The sequence below is a fragment of the Delftia lacustris genome, from assembly GCF_040267515.1.
GTDB lineage: Bacteria > Pseudomonadota > Gammaproteobacteria > Burkholderiales > Burkholderiaceae_C > Comamonas > Comamonas tsuruhatensis.
The window spans coordinates 2,572,039-2,593,307 of the sequence record NZ_CP141274.1 but is presented as its reverse complement, the minus strand read 5'-3'; the positions used below and the strand labels follow the sequence as shown (position 1 = coordinate 2,593,307).

The 21,269-nt window shown below is 67.6% G+C and carries 15 protein-coding genes; 7 read left to right on the top strand and 8 right to left on the bottom strand.

Translation table 11 applies throughout. The annotated features are described in order from the left end of the window. Positions 1 to 45: 45 nt before the first annotated feature. From U6958_RS13220 to U6958_RS13210, 3 genes are all read left to right on the top strand, one after another. Positions 46 to 1,038: a tripartite tricarboxylate transporter substrate-binding protein gene (locus tag U6958_RS13220; RefSeq protein ID WP_074924056.1), complete on the top strand. Its 993-nt coding sequence runs from the start codon at positions 46 to 48 to the stop codon at positions 1,036 to 1,038. 66 nt (positions 1,039 to 1,104) lie between these two features. Continuing rightward, positions 1,105 to 1,590: an Rrf2 family transcriptional regulator gene (locus U6958_RS13215; protein WP_016453247.1), complete on the top strand. Its 486-nt coding sequence runs from the start codon at positions 1,105 to 1,107 to the stop codon at positions 1,588 to 1,590. Beyond that, entirely contained in the window at positions 1,577 to 2,476 is a 900-nt protein-coding gene (locus U6958_RS13210) for an NAD(P)/FAD-dependent oxidoreductase (protein ID WP_074924058.1), read from the top strand. The genes U6958_RS13215 and U6958_RS13210 overlap by 14 nt, the downstream gene beginning before the upstream one ends. 87 nt (positions 2,477 to 2,563) lie before the next feature. Here U6958_RS13210 and U6958_RS13205 read toward each other — a convergent pair whose 3' ends face one another. From U6958_RS13205 to U6958_RS13195, 3 genes are all read right to left on the bottom strand, one after another. Beyond that, positions 2,564 to 2,782 (bottom strand): hypothetical protein, encoded by a 219-nt coding sequence (locus U6958_RS13205; RefSeq protein WP_016450576.1) that lies wholly within the window; start codon positions 2,780 to 2,782, stop codon positions 2,564 to 2,566. Positions 2,783 to 2,843: 61 nt separating this feature from the next. After that, positions 2,844 to 3,656 (bottom strand): class D beta-lactamase, encoded by an 813-nt coding sequence (gene blaOXA, locus U6958_RS13200; protein WP_016450577.1) that lies wholly within the window; start codon positions 3,654 to 3,656, stop codon positions 2,844 to 2,846. 143 nt (positions 3,657 to 3,799) lie between these two features. Then, entirely contained in the window at positions 3,800 to 5,491 is a 1,692-nt protein-coding gene (locus tag U6958_RS13195) for a long-chain fatty acid--CoA ligase (protein ID WP_016450578.1), read from the bottom strand. Positions 5,492 to 5,718: 227 nt separating this feature from the next. On the opposite strand from U6958_RS13195, the gene U6958_RS13190 reads away from it, so the two are divergent. Next, positions 5,719 to 6,258 (top strand): pyridoxamine 5'-phosphate oxidase family protein, encoded by a 540-nt coding sequence (locus U6958_RS13190; protein ID WP_074924061.1) that lies wholly within the window; start codon positions 5,719 to 5,721, stop codon positions 6,256 to 6,258. A 1-nt stretch (position 6,259) separates the two neighbouring features. On the opposite strand, the gene U6958_RS13185 is transcribed toward U6958_RS13190, so the two are convergent. Continuing rightward, entirely contained in the window at positions 6,260 to 6,763 is a 504-nt protein-coding gene (locus U6958_RS13185; protein WP_016450580.1) for a hypothetical protein, read from the bottom strand. Positions 6,764 to 6,765: 2 nt separating this feature from the next. Continuing rightward, a complete protein-coding gene (locus U6958_RS13180) occupies positions 6,766 to 7,668 on the bottom strand; it encodes a LysR family transcriptional regulator (RefSeq protein ID WP_016453252.1) in 903 nt (300 codons plus the stop codon). 257 nt (positions 7,669 to 7,925) lie between these two features. On the opposite strand from U6958_RS13180, the gene U6958_RS13175 reads away from it, so the two are divergent. Further along, positions 7,926 to 12,941 (top strand): DUF6765 family protein, encoded by a 5,016-nt coding sequence (locus tag U6958_RS13175; protein WP_350337310.1) that lies wholly within the window; start codon positions 7,926 to 7,928, stop codon positions 12,939 to 12,941. A gap of 506 nt (positions 12,942 to 13,447) precedes the next feature. After that, on the top strand, positions 13,448 to 13,969 hold the full coding sequence (locus U6958_RS13170) for a right-handed parallel beta-helix repeat-containing protein (RefSeq protein WP_244160548.1): 522 nt from the start codon (positions 13,448 to 13,450) through the stop codon (positions 13,967 to 13,969). A gap of 29 nt (positions 13,970 to 13,998) precedes the next feature. Here the strand turns inward: U6958_RS13170 and U6958_RS13165 are convergent, their stop codons facing one another. Then, the gene (locus U6958_RS13165; RefSeq protein ID WP_047469311.1) at positions 13,999 to 14,649 is read right to left on the bottom strand and encodes a cysteine hydrolase family protein; all 651 of its coding nucleotides are present in this window, start codon (positions 14,647 to 14,649) and stop codon (positions 13,999 to 14,001) included. A gap of 266 nt (positions 14,650 to 14,915) precedes the next feature. Next, positions 14,916 to 19,004 carry an ATP-dependent RNA helicase HrpA gene (gene hrpA, locus U6958_RS13160; RefSeq protein WP_074923502.1) on the bottom strand — a complete coding sequence of 1,363 codons (4,089 nt, stop codon included), beginning with the start codon at positions 19,002 to 19,004 and terminating at the stop codon, positions 14,916 to 14,918. Positions 19,005 to 19,218: 214 nt separating this feature from the next. On the opposite strand from hrpA, the gene U6958_RS13155 reads away from it, so the two are divergent. Next, the gene (locus U6958_RS13155) at positions 19,219 to 20,385 is read left to right on the top strand and encodes a metallophosphoesterase (RefSeq protein WP_074923505.1); all 1,167 of its coding nucleotides are present in this window, start codon (positions 19,219 to 19,221) and stop codon (positions 20,383 to 20,385) included. Positions 20,386 to 20,388: 3 nt separating this feature from the next. Here the strand turns inward: U6958_RS13155 and U6958_RS13150 are convergent, their stop codons facing one another. Next, positions 20,389 to 21,120, bottom strand: coding sequence for an ABC transporter substrate-binding protein (locus U6958_RS13150; RefSeq protein WP_016453259.1), 732 nt, complete (start codon positions 21,118 to 21,120; stop codon positions 20,389 to 20,391). Positions 21,121 to 21,269 lie beyond the last annotated feature (149 nt).

Sequence of the window (21,269 nt, the reverse complement as noted above, 5' to 3'; positions counted from 1 at the left end):
CGCTTCCATCCGCCTGCCTTTCCCATATTCACCAGGAGACATCCCATGCAGATGCATCGCCGTCATTTCGTCCAGGCCCTGGGCAGCGCCGCCGCCCTGGGCTCGCTGTCACCGCTGCAAGCCCTGGCCCAGGCACTGGACCAGGTCAAGATCATGTACGGCTTTCCGGCCGGCAGCTCGGGCGACAGCGTGGCCCGCCGCGTGGCCGAGCGGCTGGGCAGCACGCCCTACAGCAAGGGCCCGGGCTTTGTGGAGAACAAGCCCGGCGCCGGAGGCCGCATCGCGGTGGAGGCCTTGAAGAACTCCCCGCCCAACGGTTCCGTGCTGGCACTGGCCCCCGTATCGGCCTTCTCGGTCTATCCCCACATCTACCCCAAGCTGACCTACAGGCCCGAAGACGCAACGCCCGTATCGATTGGCGCCGTGATCTACCACGGCCTGGCCGTGGGCCCCGCCGTGCCGGCCGAGGTCAAGACGCTCAAGGACTTCCTGGCCTGGGCCAAGGCCAACCCCGACCGCGCCAGCTTCGGCTCGCCGGGCGCGGGCTCCATGCCGCACCTGCTGGGCGCGCTGCTGGGCCTGCGCTCGGGCGTGGAGCTCAAGCACGCGCCCTATCGCGGCACCGTGCCCAGCATCACCGACCTGGTGGGCGGCCAGATCGCGGCCACCATGAACCCCAGCGGCGACTACCTGCAGTACCTGAAGGCCGGCCGCCTGCGCGTGCTGGCCACCTCGGGCAGGCAGCGCTCGCCCTTCCTGCCCGAGGTGCCCACCTTCACCGAGCTGGGCTTTCCCGATGTCACGGTGGAGGAATGGTTCGGGTTCTACGCGCCCGCCAAGACCCCGGCCGCCACCATTGCCAACGCCAACGCGGCCATCACCGCCGCGCTCAAGGACAAGGCCGTGATCGACGGGCTGGCGGCCCTGGGCCTGCTGGCGCGCGGCAGCACGCAGCAGGAGATGGCCGCCGACCAGCAGGCCGAGTTCGAGCGCTGGAGTTCGCTGGTCAAGCAGATCGGGTTCACGGGCGAGTCCTGATCAGTCGTCGGCAGGCCCATTCCCCTTCACGGGACAAGGCCACACTCATGCAACAAATAATGTTGCATGAAACAGAACAGCCAATTCTCGGACGTCCTGCATGTGCTGCTGCACATGGCCGAGGGCGATGGACCTGCCACCTCCGACATGCTCGCCGCCGCGCTGCAGACCAACCCGGTCGTGCTGCGCCGGCTGATGTCGGGCCTGCGCGATGCAGGCCTTGTCACCTCCGCCAAAGGCCATGGCGGGGGCTGGGTGCTGTCTTGCGAGCTGGACCGCACCACGCTGCGCGACGTGCATGAAGCCTTGGGCGCCCCTGATCTGGTGTCGCTGGGCTTCAGGGAAGACCGGCCCGAATGCCTGGTCGCCCAGGCCGTGAACGAAGCGCTGAGCAACGCGGTGCAGCAAGCCGAGGCCGCCCTGCTCGCGCGCCTGGGCTCGGTGACGCTGGCTGCCCTGTCCCAGGACTTCCATGCCCGCCTGGCGCGCCACCGCGCAGCGGGCGGCCAGGGCTGGTACCAACTGCAGGAGCACCAGCATGAAACACATTGATTTCGCCATCATCGGCGGCAGCTATGCCGGCCTGTCCGCCGCCCTGCAACTGGCGCGTGCGCGCCGCCAGGTGCTGGTGGTCGATGCCGGGCTGCGGCGCAACCGCTTCGTGGACCAGGCCGGCGAGACATCGCACGGCTTTCTCACCCAGGATGGCGTCGCCCCCGCCCAGATCGCCGCCCAGGCCCGGCAGCAGCTGATGGCCTACCCCACCGTGCAGTGGCTGGACGGCACGGCCGAAGACGCCCGCGTGGCGCCCGATGGCCGGCTGGAGTTCCATGCAGCGGGCACCGCCATCAGCGCTGCCCGCCTCGTCCTGGCGCTGGGCGTGCGTGACAGCCTGCCGCCCGTGCCGGGACTGGCCGAGCGCTGGGGCAGCAGCGTCTTCCATTGCCCGTACTGCCACGGCTACGAGATGAATGCGGGCCGCATCGGCATCATTGCCAGCTCGGCACTGGCCCATCACCACGCCGTCATGCTGCCCGACTGGGGCCAGACCACCCTGCTGCTCAACGGCGCCTACGCGCCAAGTGCCGATGAGCTGGCCACCTTCGCACGCCGCGGCACGCAGGTGGAGGCCACCCCCATCGCCCGCCTGGAAGGCCGGGCCGACGTGCTGCTGCAGGACGGCCGCCGCCTGGTCATGGATGGCCTGTTCACCCAGCCGCGCACCCGCATCGCCAGCCCCGTGGCCGAACAGCTGGGCTGCGCCCTGGAAGAAGGCCCCATGGGTCCCTTCATCAAGGTCGCGGAAGGCCAGGCCACCAGCGTCCCCAACGTGTTCGCCTGTGGCGACGCGACCCGCGCGGCCGGCAACGTGGCCATGGCCGTGAGCGATGGCGCCATGGCCGGCATTGGCGCGCACCGGTCGATGATGGGATGGTGAACTGCGGCGCCTGCCCTAGAGCGTGCTATGCACTTTGATGTGCCCGTGAAAGCCGGGAAAGGGGTCCGGAAGGAGGCGTAGCACGCCCTATCCGAAGACCGCGCCGCCCGCATCCAGCGCGGGCGGCCGCAGAAGATCGGCATTGACGCCCATGGCCTCGCTGGCCCGCTCCACGGCCTGCCACAGGGGGGCCGGCATCTGCAGTATTTCCTCGGGGGAGTTCGCGCGGGCGATCCAGTCGCTGATCTCAACGTGCTGCTCGGGGGTGAGCAGGTCCAGGTTCAGCATTTCGTCAATGGTCTTCATCGGGTGTCGGTCTGTCGCTCGTGTGCGGAAGGTGTACGGAAAAGGAACGGCCCGTGCATTGTCAGCGGTCCACGGCAGGCAGTCGCTGCAGCAGGGCATCGCGGGCGCGCAGGCCGGCATTGGGCTTTTGCGCCTGCTCGTCCTGGATCAGCGTGGCGAACACCAGCCTGCGCTGGTCCTTGGTGGCCCAGCCCACGTACCAGCCATAGGCCCGGCTGGCGTCGTAGCGGTTGTCGCTGCCCGGCGAGCCCGTGCCCGTCTTGCCATGCACGGTCCAGCCGCCCACGGCCACTGGATGCCGGGTGATGCGCGCGGTCATGTCGATGGCCTGACTGTTCACGGGCAGTTCCCGGCGCACGATCCTGCGCATGAAGGCCACCTGCTCGGCCGCCGAGATGCGCAGCGAAGACACCACCCACACGCCGTTGTGGCCCGGGTCGGCCACTGGCACGGCAGAGACATCCTCGTTGCCATAGCGGAAGGCCTTCACGTAGGCGTCAAAGCGCTGCTGGCCCAGACGCATCACCACCTGCTGCGAGTACCAGAACACCGAGTCCTTCATCCACGCCTGGGGCGTGATATCGCGCCGCCAGGCATCGCCGCCCCAGTCCGGATACTCCGGTTGGTACGGCCACGCGGGCCGGGACTCGTCCTGCAGGATGCCGGCGTCATAGCCCATCAGGCTGATGGCGATCTTGAAGGTGGAGGCCGGCGTGACCCGCTCGGCGCAGGCCGGGCCGCTGTGCACCAGGGACTGGCCCGTGTCGGCGTCGGCGACGAGGGTGCACAGTTCGTGCGCGACAACGGGGACGGGAACGGAAACCCAAAAAAAAGCTGCCACGGCCGTGGCAGCGGTTCCAGGAAATCTATGCATGTGCTGTGCGCTGCGGTGTTCGTATCTGGCGCGCGATCATAGATGCGCGCGCAGCCTTTGCAGAGCCCCTGCAGCAAACAGCCCCACGGCGCCCTGGGCAAGCGCGTGTGGGACTTGCCCATGGATGGGAACTGCCCGCGGGGCTACGCCTGCGCCTCCTGCAACTGCCGCCACATCACCTTGCCGCTGCCGCTCTTGGGCAGGGCCTTGACGAACTCCACCACCTTTGGCGCCTTGTAGACGGCCATGTTCTCGCGGCACCACTGGATGATGTCCTCGGCCGTGGTGTCTTCCTTGCCGGCACGCAGCACGACGACGGCCTTGACCGACTCGCCCCGGTAGGCGTCGCGCGTGGAGATCACGCAGGCTTCCTGGATGGCGGGGTGGCGGAACATCAGCGACTCGACCTCGGCCGGCCAGACCTTGAAGCCGCTGGCGTTGATCATGCGCTTGAGGCGGTCGGTGATGAAGTAGTAGCCGTCCTCATCCACGTGGCCCAGGTCGCCGGTGCGAAAGAACCGCTTGCCGTCGATCTCCATGAAGACCTGGGCCGTGGCGTCGGGGCGCTTCCAGTAGCCGTCGAAGACCTCGGGCCCGTGGACCACGATCTCGCCCTGCTCGCCCTGGGGCACTTCGGCACCGGTGTCAGGATCGATGACGCGCGCCTCCGTGCTCATGAAGGGAATGCCCAGGCACTGCTGCTTGGGGTGCTCGGACGGGTTGCTGTGCGTGGGCGCAGCGGTCTCGGTCAGGCCGTAGCCCTCGCAAAAGCGCAGGCCGTATTGCTCCAGCAGGCGCTGGGCCACAGCCTGGGGCATGGCCGCGCCGCCGCCGCCGATGTACTTGAGGCTGGTGAGGTCGAACTGTGCGAAGTTGGGGCTGCCCAGCAGGTCGATGACCATGGTGGGGATGTTGGTCCAGCTGGTGACCTGGTAGCGCGAGATCAGCCGCCCGGCCAGCTCGCGGTCCCAGCGCGGCATGACCACCACGGTGGCACCCATGAAGATGGCCGTGTGCAGCACCGACACCATGCCCGTGATGTGGAACATGGGCACCACCGCCAGCACGACCGCCTCGCTGGTGCCGCTGCCCCAGTAGCTGCCGGCCACGGCGTTGTGGTTGATGGAGCGGTGCGGGTGCATGCAGCCCTTGGGGTGGCCCGTGGTGCCGCTGGTGTAGGGCAGCACGGCCATGTCGTCGCGGCCCACCACATGGGGCGGCGCAGCGTCGGTGCAGGCCAGGGCCTGCTGCCAGGTGTGGACGCTGCCGCCCTCCAGCACAGCCGGCTCGCGCCGGGTGAGCAGCCAGTCGTGCCACTGCGCAGGCGGCGCATCGTCGCCCTGCACACCGGCATCGAAGGCATCGGTGAACTGGGTGACGATCAGGTGATCGAGCCGCTGGCCCGGCGCCAGCGCGTTGCTGGCCTTGGCCAGCTCGGGGGCCAGGTCGGCGGTGGTGATGGCGACCTTGGCGTCGGCGTCGGTGATGTAGTGCTTGAGCTCCTCGGCCATGTTCATGGGATTGACCGGCACCACCACGGCATTGGCGCGGAAGATGGCGTAGTGCGCCAGGATGAGCTGAGGCGTGTTCTGCATCAGCAGGATCACGCGGTCGCCGCGCTGCACGCCCAGGCTGTGCAGGTAGGCCGCCATGCGCTCCGTGCCCTCGCACAGCTCGCGGTAGCTGATGGAGCTGCCGAAGTAGCGGATGGCCGGCTTGTCGGGATAGCGGCGCGCGTTGACGGCCAGGTTCTCCCATACGCTGGTGGCGGGCACGGTGATGGAATGGGGCAGACGGCTGGGCCAGAAGGCGTGGTGCGCGGGCAGGGTCGACATGGACGGATGGGCGTTGAATGGTCGGTGAGTGGATCGGACGGCGGCAATCCGCCTTGCCAGCGAGGCTAGGCGCACACCCGGTTCCCGGCATTGGGGAAGGCCCCAGGGAATCGTCGCCAAAGTGACGCTTGAGCGCCCATGGCATACCGATGCCACCGCAACTCGCCTTGTGCTTTCGCAAGCCGGCCACGGGCACGCCACAAGTACGCCACGGGTACGATGGCGCCATGCCCTCCACGCCCGCCATGCCCCACCTGTCCCGCCTGCAGCTGTCGCTGCGCGATCTGCTGGCCCGCCGCCGCAGCGCGGCCCTGGCCACCCAGCCCGCCGACTCCCCTGCCCCCGGGGCTGGCGATGCACTGCCCGCTCCCCGTCTGTCCATGGTGCCCTGGGCCTGGAATGCGCAGTTTGGCTGCTTTGTGCTGCACGTCAGCGCGCTGGCAGCGCACACGCGGGCCATGGAGCTGCACCCGGCCGTCAGCCTGCTGGTGTGCGCGGCCGAAGTGGACGGCGAGGGCGTGCATGCACTGGAGCGCGTGGCCATTGAAGGCGTGGCCAGCACACCTCCGCCCGGCAGCGTGCTGGCCGATGGTGCGCGCGACAGCTATGTGCTGCGCTTCCCCGAAGCCGCGTTCATGACCGATCTGGGCGACTTCCGCATTGTCTGCATCACGCCATCCATCGCCCGGCACGTGGCGGGCTTTGGCGCGGCGCGCGATGTGTCGGCCCATGACCTGATCGAAGCACTGAGCATCCAGCCCAGCTGACTCACGTGCCCCGCACGTGGGCCGCGATCAGGGCGCCCGCCGCATCGCCCTGCCCCGCCACGCAGGCGCGCACATGGTCCTCCCACATCTGGCCCTGCTGCTCCACCTGGGCATGGACAAAGCGCTGCAGCATGCGCCGGGGATCGTCGCAGCGCTCGTAGGCATAGGGATCGCCGCGCGTGCACAGCGCCTTGAACTGCAGCCAGGCCGCCTGCCGCGTGACGGGCATGCCCTGCAGGCGCTGCCACTGGTGCAGCAGCTCATGGGCAAAGATGCCTGCGATCTGCGGATGCGACAGGCGCAGCGGCTGGCGCGGATCGGACTGCATGAAAAAGGCGCGCGGCATGAAGATGCGCCCGCCATTCATGGACAGCGCCCTGCGCGTGTCGCCCAGGCGGCGCAGATAAAGGCGCATGCGCGGCAGCAGCGCATCCAGCGAGGCACCGAAGTGCGTGCGCACAAAGGCCTGTTCCTGCGCATCGAGCGGCCGGCTCCAGAACACCATGCTCAGTCCCCCGGCCCCTGCCGATAGCGCCGTGCCATGAAATCCACGAAGGCACGCACGGCCGGGCGCAGATGCCGCGTGCGCGGATACAGCGCGTGGTAGCTGTACTGCCCCAGATGAAAACAGGGCAGCACCCGCACCAGCTGGCCGCGCTCGATGGCCGAGCGCACGGTATGCCAGGTCAGCGCCGCAATGCCCCGCCCCGCGCGTGCGGCCTCGAAGATGGTGGCCACCGAATCGGTGCGCAATGCCGCTAGCGGCTGGACCTCGGTGACAGCGCCCTGCCCGGACACCACGCTCCAGCGCAGCTGGGCCGGACCCGCAGCAAAGGCCAGGGCGCGGTGCGCGGCCAGTTGCTCTGGCGCCTGCACCACCCCGTGGCGCATCAGATAGGCGGGCGAAGCCACCAGCACCAGAGGCGAATGCGTGAGCAGCCGCGCCTGCAGTCCACTGTCCGGCAATTGCCGGCTGATGCGCACGGCTGCATCCACGCCCTCGGCCACCAGGTCCACCAGCCGGTCGGTGCACAGCAGTTGCAGCTCCAGATCCGGGAATTGCTGCTCGAACTCGGGCAGCCAGTCGCCCAGCTCGATGGCGCCCACGGCCAGCGGCAGCGTGATGCGCAGCACGCCCGCCACGCGTGCGCGGCGCACGGCCAGCGCGGCCTCGGCCGCATCGAGCTGCTCCAGCAACTGCACGCAGCTGAGGTAGTAGCTGCGCCCCGCCTCGGTCAGGCTCAGCCCGCGCGAATTGCGCTGCAGCAGCTGCGTGCCCAGTTCCGACTCCAGCCATTTGACATGGCGCGAGGCGGTCGAATGCGTCATGCCCAGCCTGTCCTGCGCCGCCGTGAAGCCCTGCGCATCCACCACGCCGCAAAACACCCGCATGGCCTGCCATCTGTCCATTGCCCGTGCACTCCTTTGGCGGGGATTGTGGGGCATGCGGGCGGCCGCATTCCGTTGCGCCACAGCCCCACGCCGGCCCCTTTTCCGCCCCATTCCTCCCTTTGGGCCGCAGAAACAGACTATTCCTAGAGACAAGCACGCCGCAGCTGCCTAGATTGACCGGCAACCCGGACACAGGCTTGCCTCCACCAGCTCCCCGCCAGACGCATGGCCGCCTCCTGCCCGAGATTCCTAAAAATCCCGAGGGAGAAACTCACATGCACCCATGGCACACCCTGCTGCGCAGCGCTTTGCTATGCCTCGCCGCACTGCTGGCCCAGGCCACGCCCACCCTGGCGGCTGCCGCCCCCAACCTGGGCAGCGGCACCAGCAAATGCGACCCCACCGTGCAAAGCTGCGCGCCCGGCGCGGGCGGCGGCATCGACCTCGGCGGCGGCGGTGGCGGCTCGGGCGGCGGCACCTGCACCCCCACGCCCGGCGGCAGCCCCTGCGGCGGCGCCGGCCCCGCCACCCAGGGCAACTCCAGCAGCACCCACCAGGGCGCAGGCAACCCCATCCACCTCATCAACGGCAACAAATACCAGCGCGAAGTGGACATGCCCGCCTTGCCCGGCCTGCTCGGCCTGGAAGTCGTGCGCCACTACAACAGCAGCTACAGCCGGGCCTACGTGCCGCCAGGCCTGCTCGGCCGCGGCTGGCTGCTCAGCTACGAGGCCCGCCTGTACGACCACCCCACCAACCTGCAGATCGTGCAGGCCGACGGCACCCGCATCATCTTCAGCAAGCTGCGCGAGCACCCCAGCCTGTGCGCCAGCGAGCAGCCGGGCAACGGCATCGTGCGCATCGAAGGCACGGATACAAAGGGCACCAAGGAAACCACGCCCGGCCAGGAACGGCACTACACCTGGCAGTGGATGGACGGGCGCGAACTGCGCTTCAACCACCGGGGGCGCCTGACCCGCATCAGCCTGCCCTCGGGCGAACAGGTCCGCCTGGACTACAACGCCAAGGGCAACCGCCTGCTCAAGGTCACCGACCCGCAGGGGCGCAGCCTGCGCCTGCACTACGCCCAATCTTCGGGCGAGGACAGCTTCACCGGCGTGCAGGCCATTGACACCCCGCTGGGCCGCATCGGCTACCGCCACGGTAGCGCACCGTTGCCCGGCAGCACCCAGCCCCAGGCCAAGCTGAACGCCAGCCTCGTGCAGGTCAGCCTCCCGTCGGCCGATGGCCAAGCCCCGGTCCAGCGCCACTACCACTATGAGGACCCGCGCCACCCCACCTTGCTCACGGGCATCAGCGTCCAGGGCCAGGGCAGCGACGGCAAGCCCATGGACGAGCGCATCGCCAGCTACGCCTACGGCGACACCGGCCGCGCTATCTTGAGCGTGCGCGGCCCGCCGGACAGCCAGCAGGAAAAAGTCACCCTGGACCTCAGCCAGCCCTGGAAGAACACCCTCACCAACAGCCTTGGGCAAACAACCACCTACCACTACGACACCATCGGCGGGCAATGGCGATTGCTTGAAGTGCGCGGCCCGGGCTGCGCCAGCTGCGGCCCCGGCGACATGCGCTACCGGTACGACGCGCAAGGGCGCCTGACCGACGCCACGCGGCTCGATCCCGCAGGCCGCCCGCTGGAAGGCACGCGCACCGAGCTGGACCCCTTCGGCCGCCCGCTGGCCGTGTACCGCATCGCCTACACACAAGGCCAAGCCCAGGCCCCGCAGCTGCAGGTGCGCTACGGCTACGGCAAGGACCCCTGGAAGCAATACGCGCCCGAACTCATCGCCCGGCCCAGCGTCGTGCCCGGGCACGAACACCAGATCCGCATCCGCTACAACAGCAGCCGCCAGCCGCTGCAGATCACCGAGACGGGCTTCAGCCCATTGGATGCCCAGGGCCAGCCCGCAGGCAATGCGGACGGCGCCACGCCCATCGAGCGCAGCACGCGCTACCGCTACACCGAGATCAACGGCCGCAGCGTGCTGGTGGACATCGACGGGCCGCTGCCCACCTCGCTGGCAGGCTATGACGATGGAAGCCCGGCGCAGAACGACCTCACGCGGCTGCGCTGGGATCGCAGCAGCAGCCACGTCACGCGCGTGCTGCAGCCCGATGGCACCACCGTGGCGCTGGAGCATGACCAGGCCGGGCGCATCACGACCCGCACCGAAGACGACGGCGTGCGGCGCCTTCAGCGCCAGATGCGCTACAGCGCCTTGTCCGCCAACGCCCTGCAGGCCGAAGAAATCACCACCAGCGGCTGGCTGCTGGACGCCGACGGCCAGCCCCGCGCCAGCAGCCAGCTGAGCCTGAATCCATACCGCATCCGCCACGACGCCCTGGGCCGCCCCAGCCAGGCCATCGACACGGCAGGCCGCAGCACCACCTGGGCCTACCAGGGCAGCACCCAGGCCAGGCTCGATGGCCTGGGCAACCGGGGCCAGATTGAACGCGACAGCGAAGGCCGCATCAAGCGGCTGGGCCTGTACCGCGAAGGCCAGGACCTCCCCGAACGTGCGGCCTACTACGGCTGGAATGCGCAAGGGCGCCTGAGCCACCGCCTGCTGCCCGATGGGCGCCTGGACAGCTACACCTACGGCGACGCGGGCGAGCTGCTCCAGCACACCGATGGCGACGACACCCGCACGCGCTGGCTGGACAACGGCAGTCTCCATGCCAGCCTGTCGCAAACGCCCGATGGGGCGGTACGGCTGGCATTGCAAGGCCCGGCCAGCGCGGCGATGGAGCAGATCACCAGCAAATCCCGGAGCACCCAACCCGCCGAACGCCGCCAGGCCCTGCACGACGACTTCGGCCGCACCGTCTGGCTCCAGCTTGCCGATCATGGCCGCCAAAGCGCACGCTACAACGAAGCCGATCAATTGCGGGTGCACACCCGCGCCGACGGCAGCAGCACCCACTACCAGTACGCTCCCAGCGGGCGTCTGCTGTCCAAGACCTACGAGCCGGCGCCCGGTGCAGATCGTCGCTCTTCCTCGCAAACCCGGCTGCACTACCAGGGCCGGCTGCTGCAGACCATCGACAGCAACTGGCAGCGCGAGTCCATCGAATACGACGCCCTGGGCCGCCCCTTGGCACGCACCATTGCGCTGGCCACGCCCGACGGCCAGGCCGAACATACCTACCGCACCGCCACGCGCTATGGCCCGGACGGCCGGGTCCACAGCCGCACCCTGGCCGATGGTCGCGTGCTCGTCACCCGGCGCGGCCCCGCCAGCGACGGCGCCAGCGTGCAAGGGCTGCAACTGCAAAGCGCCTGGGTGGCCGGCCTGCTGCAGGCCAGCGACCACTGGCTGGGCGCCGGCGCCACAGGCTTGCTCGAACGCCTGCTGCCCGCGCAGACGGTGGTCGGCGACATCCAAACAGACGCCTTCAACGGCCTGCAGCACTACACGGCAGGCAATGGCCTGGCCACCTCGCGCCAATACGACATTGCCGGGCGCCTCACGCAGCAGACCACCGGGCAAGGCACATCACAAGGCAGCGCACCCATCCTCAGCCAGCGCTACCGCTACGGCGTGGGCCCGCGCATCCGCGCCATCGAGCAGGAGTGGCCACCAGCGGGCCTGCACAAGACCGACTACCGCTACCAGGGCTTCGGCAGGCTGGTGCAGGACAACGCACCGTCAGCACCAGCGCCCGTGCAGCGCGACAGCCAGGGCCGCACCGTCCAGGACGCGTTGCACCGCTACACCTACACCGAGGCAGGACAGCTCCAGGGCATCAGCGACCACCAGGACCGGCCCATCGCCAGCTACCGCTACAACAGCCTGGGCCAGCGCGTGGGCAAGACCGTGCACCAGGGCGACAGGCAAACGCACAGCCACTACCTGTGGCAGGACAACCGGCTCGTCGCGGAAATGGATGGCGAAGGCCGCATCACCAGCCAGTACCTGTACCTGAGCGAGGGGACTCGCACCCTGCCCATCGCCAAGCTGGAATCCGCGCACAACCGGGACAACGCCAGCGGCAAGGCGCGCATGCTGCACATCCACAACGACCACCGGGGCAGTCCGCAGGCCATGACGGACGCAGGCCAGCGCGTGGTCTGGCGTGCCCGCCAGACGCCCTGGGGAGCGCCGGCCATGCATCAGGCCGGCCACACAAGCCTGCCCCGGCAGCAGGCCGTGCTCAACCTGCGCCTGCCGGGCCAGTACTTCGACGAGGAAAGCGGACTGCACGACAACTGGCACCGCAGCTACGACCCGGCCAGCGGCCGCTACCTGCAGCCGGACCCGCTGGGCTACCCGGACGGGCCCGATGCCTACCTGTATGCCGGCGGCGACCCGCTCAACCGCATCGATCCCACCGGGCTGTACCAGGAGGACATGCACTACTACATGGTCTTCTTCCTGGCCCTGGCCGCCGGCCTGGACTACGAACCTGCGCGCATCACGGCGCTGGCTTCGCAGTACGTGGATGACAACCCCATCACCAAGCCGCTGGACGATGCCAACACCCTCACCACGGTGGGCTCGATCTTCAAGAACCACCGGCAACTGCTGTGGTACCACTTCACGCTGTCCGACGACAAGGGCACCACGCTGCCCCAGTACGCCAACGACAACGTCAACAGCGTGGTGGGCAACCTGAGCCCGCAACTGAACAACCTGCTCAACGCCAGCCGGCTGGGCAACCCGGCCCAGCCCTGTGCCGAATACCAGTTCCTGGGCGAATTCCTGCACTCCTACCTGGACACCTTCAGCCACCGGGACAAGGACAACCGGCCGTTCGATGCCATCAGCGCGAAGCTGGGCATAGGGCATGGGTTTGCGGGGTCCGAGCCGGATTACACCTATGACGAGGACATGCCAATACTGGGGAATATGCCTGATCCAGATATGCCTTATTGGGACAAGCGGGAGTATCGATCGCTGCAAGGAGAGAAGGCGGTTTATGAGTTTCTGACGCGGTATGGGAGCAAGCCGTCGGTCAGTTTTAAAGAGATAGAAAAAGTGCTGGAGAGATTCAATGCAATTCGCGAAAGTGGTGGGAACTCACCAGCTAAAATTGGCATGCTTCAAGAGACGATTAATAAATATATCCAAGATGGAAAAATAAAACCTGAAAAAGACAAAAGCGTTTCTACTGATGCCAAGATAAATTTCTCTGAAAAGTACCTAGATCAATATAACGAAGAAACCGCCAAGAAGAACAGGGAGAAATATCTTGGCGGACTCGCTGGTCAAGAGAAAAATTATCCTGGAGTATGTTTGCCAAGAAGTCCTATATGCAAGTCCGTTTAACCATGGTCTCTTTTTTATTGGGACTGCAACCTCATGCATATGCAGTAGACACTTTGGACACTCACGAATCAGGTAATGGAACGAAAATCCAAAATGCAAAAAATATCAGAGAAACACCCTTGCCTTCAGGCTGCAAAGCAGTGAGATACACAGGTGGATATATATCAATCAAGGAGGCATTTGAAGGCTCGGGTCGCCATTGCGTAGTGCATAATTTTACTCAAAGAAAAGTTAGAGATTTAATAGATTGGAGTATTCGAGGATCTCCCACCGATGAAATTGGCAGAGGAAGTGTTTTAACTTTTTACAAAAACACAAATGCCGACTTGGATTTGCAAGGCCATGAAATTTCAGGAGCACCTTTTGAGAATACTCGTGGAGTTGGTCTCCTTGGGAAAAATCTAGCATTCCTACGTGTGCATCATGGAAAAATAGAAACCCCTGGACCAAGGGGTTTGGGTGTGGATATGGCACCCAATATTTCTGCGTGGAAAAGAATAAAAGAATTGACTGAGGATTTTCCAGTCACGCAAACAACCGACTGGAATATCAAAATCAAGGAGTTCAACGAAATCCCCTGGAACTACACCCCACCCACCTTCTACACAGCAGAAAACCTCCAAATCAAAGCCGGCGGCCGCGCCATCATCATGGCGGGCTCCGACAACGTGGTGCGCAACAACACCATCGAGGTCGATGGCCGCACCGCCGTCTATCTGTACGGCCCGCGCTCGCTGGTGGAGGGCAATACCTTCATCGTGCACATGGACCCGCGCGACAAGGCGCCGCTGCCCGCCATCCTCAAGCTGCGCGATGCCGATGGTTCCATCATCCGCAACAACCGCTTCATCGTGAAGCGCAGCGGGCTGTTCAGGAAGAAGGAAGAGGAACCCCAGGCCGGCATCAACCTGCTGGAGTCCAAAGGCGTTGTGATCGAAGGCAATGTGTTCGAGCAGATCGCCGTGCCGGTGCGCAAGGATGCGGCCAGTACCACGACGGAGTACGGCAACGCCGTGGATTCTCGCTAGGAGACGATGCGCGGGCTCTGCCTGCAGGCTCAGCGCAGGGGCAGCTGCACCACATGCGCGGTGGGCATGACATCGCCGAACACATCCTCGATCTCGGCCAGCGCGGCACGGTGCAGGCTGTCGGCGTCCACGGATTCGCCATTGCTGCGCGTGATGGCACGTGTGGCCACGGCGTCGCTGGCCACGACGACCTCGAAGCCCAGCGGCGCGGCATCGCGTGCGGCGCCGGCCACGCAGGCGTGCGTCATGAGGCCGCAGATGACCACGGTGGTGATGCCACGCGCGCGCAGCTGGTCGGCCAGGTCGGTGCCGACGAAGGCGCTGACGCTGCGCTTTTGCACCACGGTGTCGCCCGCGCGCGGCTGCAGGCCGGGGTGGAACTGGACGGCGCTGCCATTGACGGCGAACACGGGCGCACCCTCGGGGGCAATGTGCTGGATGTGGAACACGGCAACCTGCCCGGCATCGGCCCATTGCAGCAGGCGCCGGGCCTGCTCCAGGACCTGCGGGCCGCGCGGGATGGGCAGGCGGCCGCTGAAGTACTCGTTCTGGAAGTCGATGACCAGCAGCGCCGTGGCACCCCGTGGCAACTGGCTGCGCCCCGGCGCGCCTGACAGGGCGCGGAGGGTGGGATGGCTGGTGGATTGGGTGGCCTGGCTGGCCTGTTCTGCGAGGGACATGCAGTGCTCCTGGAAACGGGAAGTGGTTGATGCCTGCAGTCTAGAAACGCACAGGGCCCACCACAATGCCATGGAGCGGCCAGCATCTGTGCAGTTTCTGCACAGATCACCCATGCTTTGAAAAATGCCACATCTCAGTGATGGCGCATACGGCCTTGGGCCTTGCATCGCTCCAACCGGCCGCGTGCCGGTGAAGGTGGCGATGCCGCGTTGAACCATGGCCTGCGGCCCTCCCGATCACGGAAGGGCCGCAGGCCGGCACGGCGCTAGTTCTGCAGCTGCTGCCAGACCTTGTCCAGTCGCTTGATGCTGACCGGGTACGGCGTGCGCAGCTCCTGGGCGAAGAAGCTCACGCGCAGCTCCTCCAGCATCCAGCGGTACTCCTGCATGCGCGCATCGATATGGCCCTTGCGCTCGGCCACCAGGCGCCAGTAGCGCTGCTCCAGCGGGCGCAGCTCGGCCAGGCGGCTGGCGTCGCGCGCAGGGTCGGCGCGGTACTTGTCCAGCCGGCTGGTGATGGCCTTGAGGTAGCGCGCGTAGTGCTGCAGCTGGGTCCAGGGCGCGGCCGCGATGAAGTTCTTGGGCACCAGGCGCTGCAGTTGCTGGGCGGCGTCGGCCGTGGCGTCGGGCGCGTTCTTGGTGTCCTTGATCTTGCGCTGGGCCGCCGCGTACTCGACCAGGATGGTGGAGGCCATGCGCGCCACCTCGTTGGCGATCAGCGTCAGCCGGCCGCGTCCGTCCTGCACGCGCTGCTTGAACTGCGCGTCGTTGGTGGGCAGCGGCTCCTGCAGGAAGGCGCGGTCTATGGCCACGTCGATGATCTGCTCGCGCAGTTCCTCCTGCGTGCCCAGCGGCATGTAGGCGACGGCCATCTTCTGCAGGTCTGGAATGTTCTTTTCCAGGTACTTGAGCGCATCGCGGATCTGCAGCGCGAACAGGCGGCGCAGGCCCACGCGGTGGCGCGCGGCCGCGACCTCGGGCTCGTCGAAGACCTCGATGCCGACGGCATCGCCGTGGTCGATCAGCGCCGGAAAGCCGATCAGCGTCTGCCCGCCCCGGCCGATCTCCATCAGCTCGGGCAGCTCGCCAAAGCTCCATTCCTTGTAGCGGCTGTCGGCGGGCTGGCTGGGCCTGGCGTTGCTGGCGGGCTTGGCCTGGTCCGCCTTTTCAGGCTTTGCTGTCTTGTCCGGCCTGGCGCCAGATTCCGCCTTCTTGCCGGCTTCGGACGCGGCGGCAGGTGGGGCCGCAGCCTCCGTGACCGAAGCCACCTTCAGCGCGGCCAGCGCCTGGAAGGCGCCGCGCGCCTTGGCGCCCAGTTCGGCCTTGAGCGCGCCCAGGTTGCGGCCCTGGCCCAGTTGGCGTCCATGCTCGTCCGTGATGCGGAAGTTCATGAACAGGTGCGGACTGAGCATGTCCAGCTTGAAGTCGGCGCGCTTGACGTCCAGCGAGGTCTCGTCGCGCACCTGCTTGAGCAGGGCATCGATCAGCGATCCCTGGCCCCAGCGCTCGGGCGTGGTGAAGAGTTCGGCCAGGCGCTGGGCGCTTTCGGGCAGGGGCACGAAGCGGCTGCGCGGGCGCTGCGGCAGGCTCTTGAGCAGGGCCTGGAGCTTGTCCTTGAGCATGCCGGGCACCAGCCATTCCACGCGCTCGTCGCTGACCTGGTTGAGCACGAACAGCGGCACGGTGACGGTGATGCCGTCGCGCGCGTCGCCCGGGCTGTGCAGGTAGCTGGCCGTGCAGTCCACGCCGCCGAGCTTGACCACCTTGGGAAAGGCCTGGGTGGTGATGCCGGCAGCCTCGTGGCGCATCAGCTCGTCGCGCGACAGGCGCAGCAGGTCGGCGTTTTCCTTGGCCGCCTCGCGGAACCAATGGTCGAAGGTGGCGCCGCTGAACACGTCCTTGGGGATCTGCTGGTCGTAGAAGGCGTAGATCAGCTCGTCATCGACCAGCACGTCCTGGCGGCGGCTCTTGTGCTCCAGCTCCTCGACCTTGCGCACCAGCTTGAGGTTGGCGGGCAGGAAGTGCCAGCGCGTATCCCACTGCCCCTCCACCAGGGCCTGGCGGATGAAGATCTCGCGCGCGGACTGCGGATCGATGCGGCCATAGCTCATGCGGCGGCCGTTGTAGACCACCAGGCCGTAGAGCGTGGCGCGCTCCAGCGCCACCACATCGGCCTGGTTCTTGGACCAGTGCGGATCGAGCAGCTGCTTCTTGAGCAGGTGGGCGCCGACTTCCTCCAGCCACTGCGGATCGATGGCGGCGATGCCCCGGCCGTACAGGCGCGAGGTCTCCACCAGCTCGGCCGCAACGGTCCAGCGCCCGGGTTTCTTGGACAGGTGGGCGCCCGGGTGCGGATGGAAGCGGATGCCGCGCGCGCCCAGGTAGGCGTCGCTTTCATCGCCCTTGTAGCCCAGGTTGCCCAGCAGGCCGGACAGCATGGACAGGTGCACGGCGTCGTAGCCCGCGGGCTCGGTGTTGACCTTCCACTTGTGCTCGTTGACCACGGTCAGCAGCTGCGAGTGGATGTCGCGCCATTCGCGCACGCGGCGGATGTTGATGAAGTTCTGGCGCAGCAGCTGCTCCCACTGGCGGTTGCTGAGCTTGTGCGAGGGCTCGTCATCCGTGCCGGGACCGGTGTCCTGCGGATGGAAGGCCGCCAACGCCTCGGCCGCCGGGGCGGCCACGCTCTGCCCGCCGCTGCGCTGGGCCACGGGCAGGAAGGCGGCATTGCGCGCCGATGGCTTGGCGGCCGGTGCCTGGGCCGTGGCCATTTCCTTGCGGCTCTTGGCCACCACCTTGCCGCCGCGCGCATCCTGCAGCCATTTCCACAGGCGCAGGTAGCCGCTGAATTCGCTTTTCTCGTCGTCGAACTTGGCGTGCTGCTGGTCGGCCTGCTGCTGGGCCTCCAGCGGCCGGTCGCGCACGTCCTGCACGGACAGGGCGGAGGCGATGACCAGCACCTCGGCCACGGCGCCGCGCGTGCGCGCCTCCAGGATCATGCGGCCCACGCGCGGGTCCAGCGGCAGGCGCGACAGCTCGCGGCCCATGGGCAGCAGCTCGCCGCGCTCGTCCACGGCGCCCAGCTCGCCCAGCAGCTGGTAGCCGTCGGCAATGGCGCGGCCCGAGGGCGCTTCGAGGAAGGGAAAGTTCACCACGTCGCCCAGGCCCAGCGACTTCATGCGCAGGATGACGCCGGCCAGCGAGGAGCGCAGGATTTCAGGGTCGGTGAAGCGCGCGCGCGTGCCGAAGTCGGCCTCGTCGTACAGGCGGATGCAGATGCCGTTGGCCACGCGGCCGCAACGGCCGGCGCGCTGGTTGGCCGCTGCCTGGCTGATGGGCTCGACCAGCAGCTGCTCGACCTTGCTGCGGAAGGAATAGCGCTTGACGCGCGCCGTGCCCGCATCGATCACATAGCGGATGCCGGGCACGGTCAGCGAGGTCTCGGCCACGTTGGTGGCCAGCACGATGCGCCGGCCCGTGTGGCTGTCGAAGATGCGGTCCTGCTCGGCCTGCGACAGGCGCGAGAACAGCGGCAGCACCTCGGCATGGCGCAGCACGGGCTGCTGTGCCAGGTGCTTGCGCAGGTGGTCGGCGGCCTCGCGGATCTCGCGCTCGCCGGGCAGGAAGACCAGGATGTCGCCACCCGCGCCGCCGGCCCACAGCTCGTCCACGCCTTCGGCGATGGCGTCGTTGAGGTCATGGTCGCGCTTTTCCTCGAACGGGCGCCAGCGCATCTCCACGGGGTAGGTGCGGCCCGAGACCATGATCACCGGCGCAGGCCCCTTGGGTCCTTCGAAGTGCCTGGCAAATCGCTCGGCATCGATGGTGGCCGATGTCACCACCACCTTGAGGTCGGGGCGCCGGGGCAGGATCTGCTTGATGTAGCCCAGCAGGAAGTCGATGTTGAGGCTGCGCTCGTGGGCCTCGTCGATGATCAGCGTGTCGTAGGCCTTGAGCAGCGGATCGGTCTGCGTCTCGGCCAGCAGGATGCCGTCCGTCATCAGCTTGACCGAGGCGTCCTTGGACAGCCGGTCCTGGAAGCGCACCTTGTAGCCCACCACATCGCCCAGCGGCGTGTTCAGCTCCTCGGCAATGCGCTTGGCCACCGAGCTGGCGGCAATGCGGCGCGGCTGCGTGTGGCCGATCAGGTGGCCGCGCACCTGGCCCTTGTCGTCGGGCGTGGCGTTGACCTTGCCCCGGCCCAGCGCCAGCGCGATCTTGGGCAGCTGCGTGGTCTTGCCCGAGCCCGTCTCGCCGCACACGATGATGACCTGGTGCCGGTCCATGGCCTCCATGATTTCCTCACGGCGGGCGGATACGGGCAGGGATTCAGGGAAGCTGATCTTCAAAGGCATAAGGGGCTGGATTATCCCCGCGCCATGCCGGCGGCGCCACGCGGCTGCAGATTTCCATACGCCGGCCCTGTGCCGCCCGCATGAAAACCCCCGCATGCCAGGGCCTTCGCCAAGTCAGGCCAGCGGCATGCAAGGCATTGCGCACAATCGGCGCTCGCCTTGCCGCCCGCTCCCGGCGCTGGCCGCCTCACCTGCCTTCCTCGATCTGCTCCCCATGGTTACTCTTGCCGCCCTCGTCATTCCGCTATTGGCCCTGTGGCTGTGGTGGCCTGTCCGCCTGATGCCGCGCCGCGCACGCCTGATGGCGGCCGTGGCCACGGCGGCCCTGGGCTGCACGCCCGCCCTGCTGCTGGTACTGCTGCGCGAGGGCACGGTCGAGTACCGCACGCTGGCCTATCTGCAGGTGCCGGGCGGCTGGGTGCTGGCCCTGCTGCTGATGCTGGCCGTCTTCATCGTGCTGCGCGACGGCCTCTGGGCGCTGGCCGCAGTGAGCCGTCGCGAGGACTGGAAGCAGCGCCTGCACGCCCCGCTGCTCACGGCCGGCGCCCTGGCCCTGGCGGGCCTGCTGTCGGCCTGGGGCGTGGCCAATGCGCTGCGCCCGCCCGAGGTGCACGAACGCACGCTGCGCCTGCCCGGCCTGCCCACCGGCCTGGAAGGCCTGCGCGTGGCCGTGCTGGCCGACATCCACGCCAGCCCCATCAACAACGCGCGCTATGTGCAGACCATCGTGGACCGCACGCTGGAGGCGCGGCCCGACCTCATCGTGCTGCCCGGCGACATGGTGGACGGCGACGTGGACAGCGGCCGCGCCAACATCGCGCCGCTGGCGCAGCTCAAGGCACGCCACGGCGTCTGGGCGGCGCCCGGCAACCATGAGTACTACAGCGGCTACGACGCCTGGATGGCCGAATTCCGCCGCCTGGGCCTGAACCTGCTGGAAAACCGCATGCAGCTGATCGATGTGCAGGGCGCGCGCCTGGCGCTGTCGGGCATCGGCGATCCGGCCTATGGCCGCCTGTCGCGCCAGAACACCGACCCGTCCGTGGCCGAAGGCGTGCCGCCCGACATCGACACCGTGGCCCGCCAGGCCAAAGAGGCCGGTGCGCAATACCACCTGCTGCTGGCCCACCAGCCCAAGACCGCCCGCGACAATGCGGCCCACGGCGTGGGCCTGCAGCTGTCGGGCCATACGCACGGCGGCCTGATCCTGGGCATGGACCAATGGCTGGTGGCGCCCGCCAATGACGGCTTTGTGCGCGGCGAGTACGAGGTCGGCGCCATGAAGCTCTTCGTCAGCGCCGGCGCAGGCCTGTGGGCCGGCTTTGCCGTGCGCCTGGGCGTGCCGGCCAGCATCGACCTGCTGGTGCTGCGCGGCGCCTGACCTTCAGGCCGCAGGCGCAACCGCTGCGCCCTGGATGCCGTGGCGCTGCAGTGCCTCGGCCACAAAGCCCGAGGCCTTGGCCTCTTCCACAAAGGCCGCCAGCACGCGCAGGGCCTCATCGCCCCGCCCCTTGGGCAGGCCCATGGCCTGCTGGATCACCATGAAGCGGCCCGGCAGCAGGCGCAGGCCGGGCAGGCGGGCGGCATCGGCCTCCAATTGCTGCTTGACGCCGGCGGCCACGTCGGCCGTCGATTCCACAAAGGTCTGCACCACGGCGGGCGAAGACACGGCGCGCTCTATCTGCGCATGCTTGAGCTCGCGGCTCAGGTACAGGTCATAGGCGCTGCCCTTGCCGACCACCACGGTGTGCCCGGCCCGGTCCACCTGGGCGTTGTCGGTCAGCGGCGAATCCTGGCGCACCAGGTAGCTGCCCTCGATCAGCACATAGGGCGCGGTAAAGCCGATGCCCGCGCCACGCACGGGGTCCACGGCAAAGAAGCCGAAGTCGGCCTCCTCGCGCGTGACGGCATCCACCGACTTGGCGGCCGTGTCGAAGACCACCAGTTCCAGCTCCAACCCCAGCTGCTGCGCAAAGCGCCGGGCCAGGTCGATGGACACGCCCGCAGGCCGGCCGTCGGCATCCAGCCGCGCAAGAATGGGATTGCCGGTGTTGATGGAAGCGCGGATGCGGCCAAGCGGCGCGAGGGTGGACAGCAGCTGGGAGGAATGGTTCATGGATGGCTTTCGAAGTGGCAGACAGAAGGGGCGGCGGTCTTCAAACCTTCATTGTCTGCGCACACGGCCGGTGCAAGGTCCGGGTGTCATCTCACCAGCGAGCATGGCTTGCCGGTATTGGGTCTTGGATTGCCATTGCGTCCAGCACT